Annotated in this window: 2 protein-coding genes; both read right to left on the bottom strand. The window is 64.9% G+C overall.

What is annotated here, in order from left to right:
• Positions 1–110 precede the first annotated feature (110 nt).
• Positions 111–407 (bottom strand): hypothetical protein, encoded by a 297-nt coding sequence (locus GY937_22435; protein ID MCP5059472.1) that lies wholly within the window; start codon positions 405–407, stop codon positions 111–113.
• Between the two features lie 195 nt (positions 408–602).
• On the bottom strand, positions 603–1,931 hold the full coding sequence (locus GY937_22440) for a TetR/AcrR family transcriptional regulator (protein MCP5059473.1): 1,329 nt from the start codon (positions 1,929–1,931) through the stop codon (positions 603–605).
• Positions 1,932–2,087 lie beyond the last annotated feature (156 nt).

A 2,087-nucleotide genomic window follows, 5' to 3' on the forward strand; every position in this document is an offset into this window, starting at 1 on the left:
CTACCTCGCGGCTCTCGATCGCGAACTCGACACCGATCCGACCGACACCGATTCGCCGTTCTGACGAGAAACCAGCACTCGCGCGCGACCACGGCTAGATGATCAGATTTCTACGGTTTCTCGTGATCGCCAACACCCAGGATCTTGGCGAGCGCGTGCACGACCAGCACCGCGATTGCACCTTGCGCCACCAGGCGAACCGCCCCGGTCAGGCGAAGTGTCACCAGCAGAATCGACAAGCCCATCACCGTGACCCCGGAGATGATCGCGAGCTCCAGCTGGCTTCGACTCACCTGCACGGAGGCCTCGATCGCGAACACCGCGCTGGCGACGACCAGCGAGGCGAGCGTTAGACGCGCCCGCATCCGTTCGGTCGGGCTGAGGGTTCCAGCGGCAGGGATCAGCATGTCCAGCATAGGGGCTCCCCGAAGACCGGAGATACTAACACCGTCCTCGAGTCCCTGTCCTGGGGTGAGCAGTGGTGGTGAGATCGGGGGAAAGGTTGAGCAACTCATGCCCGCTGGTGGTCGTGGGGGTCGGTTTGGCGAGCAAGAACACTCTGGATGAGAAATCCGCAGCAGAGGCCCATAGGTGGGATTTCGTTAGGTAGACGAAACGACCGGAGAATTGCCCCTGGCCTCGGGGAGATCGAGGGCGCGGAGCGCGAGTTCCACGAACTCGTCGAGCCATTGCTCCTTCCCGATCCCCCCTTCCGTGATGTCGTACACGTACGGGCGCTCGACGGCCGTGCGAGTCGCCGCGGCGAGCACCTGGACCGTTCGGCGGAAGCGTCCCTCGTCTCCGGGCTCGATGGCAAGACCGGGCCCGATGAGCTTGACCACTGCGAGGACGCGCTTCTCGATATCCCGCTTGAGCTGGTAGTGGCGTTGGAAGAGAGCCTCGTCGCTGAGCTCGGCGCTGCGGATCGTCTTGATCACACCGCTCTCGCGCTCCCAGTACAGCATGTAGCGCGTGACGACGTCCCGCACGAGATCGCGCATGGTGCGCTCCTCCCATTCCGTGCTTTCCGCGAGCTCGTCAATGGTCTGGACCACTTCGTGACTGAAATCATCCAGAAGCGCATGGAGTAGCAACACCTTGTTCTCGAAGTGGGCGCGAAGCTCTTCCGGCGGGATGCCCGCGACGGCGGCGATCTCCTCCTCGCTGATGTCGGCGAGGCGGCGGCCGTCGAAGACGCGGAGCCCAGCCGCGAGAATACGGGCATGGGTGTCCTGGCAACCGTGCTCTCCGACCCGGGACTGGGCGGCGGCCGGCTCGGGGACAGACGGCGTCTGCGCCTGCTCGGACACGCCCAGCGCCCGAAGCACCAGCACCGTCAGCTCCTGTGCCAGCGCCTGGCGGCCGCTCTCGTCGAGCTCGTCACCGGCCGGTGCCTCGCCGGACAGCTCACGCCCGCCGGCCAGAACCATCTTGAGCAGCGACTCGATCTCGCCCTCCGGGCGGTCCAGCAGGCGGGTGCCGAAGGCCGTCAGGAGGACCAGCCGCTGGCGCTGGAAACTCTCCTCTCGCTGGCGGATGCGATCGTGCTGGGATGCAGCGATCTCGAAGGCGCGCTCGAGACCGCCCCACGTCCGCGACCGATCGAGGTGCGTATAGATTCCCTCGTAGGTGATCTGGTGCAGGGAGCTCCGGCTCCGCTCGAGAGCAGAGACGACCTGCTGCACTTCTTCGAGGCGGTCCTGGCAGAACTCGACATGGAGGTGGTCGAGCAGAGCGTCCTTGCTCGGGAAGCGCGCGAACAGGCTGCTCGCCGAAACACCCGCGGCGGTCGCGATTTCTCGCAGGGAAACATCGGGCGGAGTCCGCTTGGAAAGGAACTCCCGAGCGGTTTCGAGGATTCTCTGAAGAGACTGGCGGCTCCGCTCCTGCTTCGGCGGGCGGACCCGGGTTCGAGCTTCGGATCGACTCATTAGGCACTCCGGACGTGGCTAGTCCCTTGTCACACCAAAAGCTGGGGGTAGAGTCGTCGCAGTTTCACGCGGGCTTGTTGGGTCGTGAATTGCCAGTCGACGCCCTTCGTCGTTCGGTTGCGATCGTCTTGCCAGGCTTGGACTTGGCGCGTGAGA

It is taken from the genome of bacterium (assembly GCA_024228115.1).
Classification (GTDB): domain Bacteria; phylum Myxococcota_A; class UBA9160; order UBA9160; family UBA6930.

What these genes read in the sequence shown, in the direction of transcription:
- GY937_22435 (MCP5059472.1), bottom strand. Translation starts at nt 407, where the DNA reads ATGCTGATCCCTGCCGCTGGAACCCTCAGCCCGACCGAACGGATGCGG.
- GY937_22440 (MCP5059473.1), bottom strand. Translation starts at nt 1,931, where the DNA reads ATGAGTCGATCCGAAGCTCGAACCCGGGTCCGCCCGCCGAAGCAGGAG.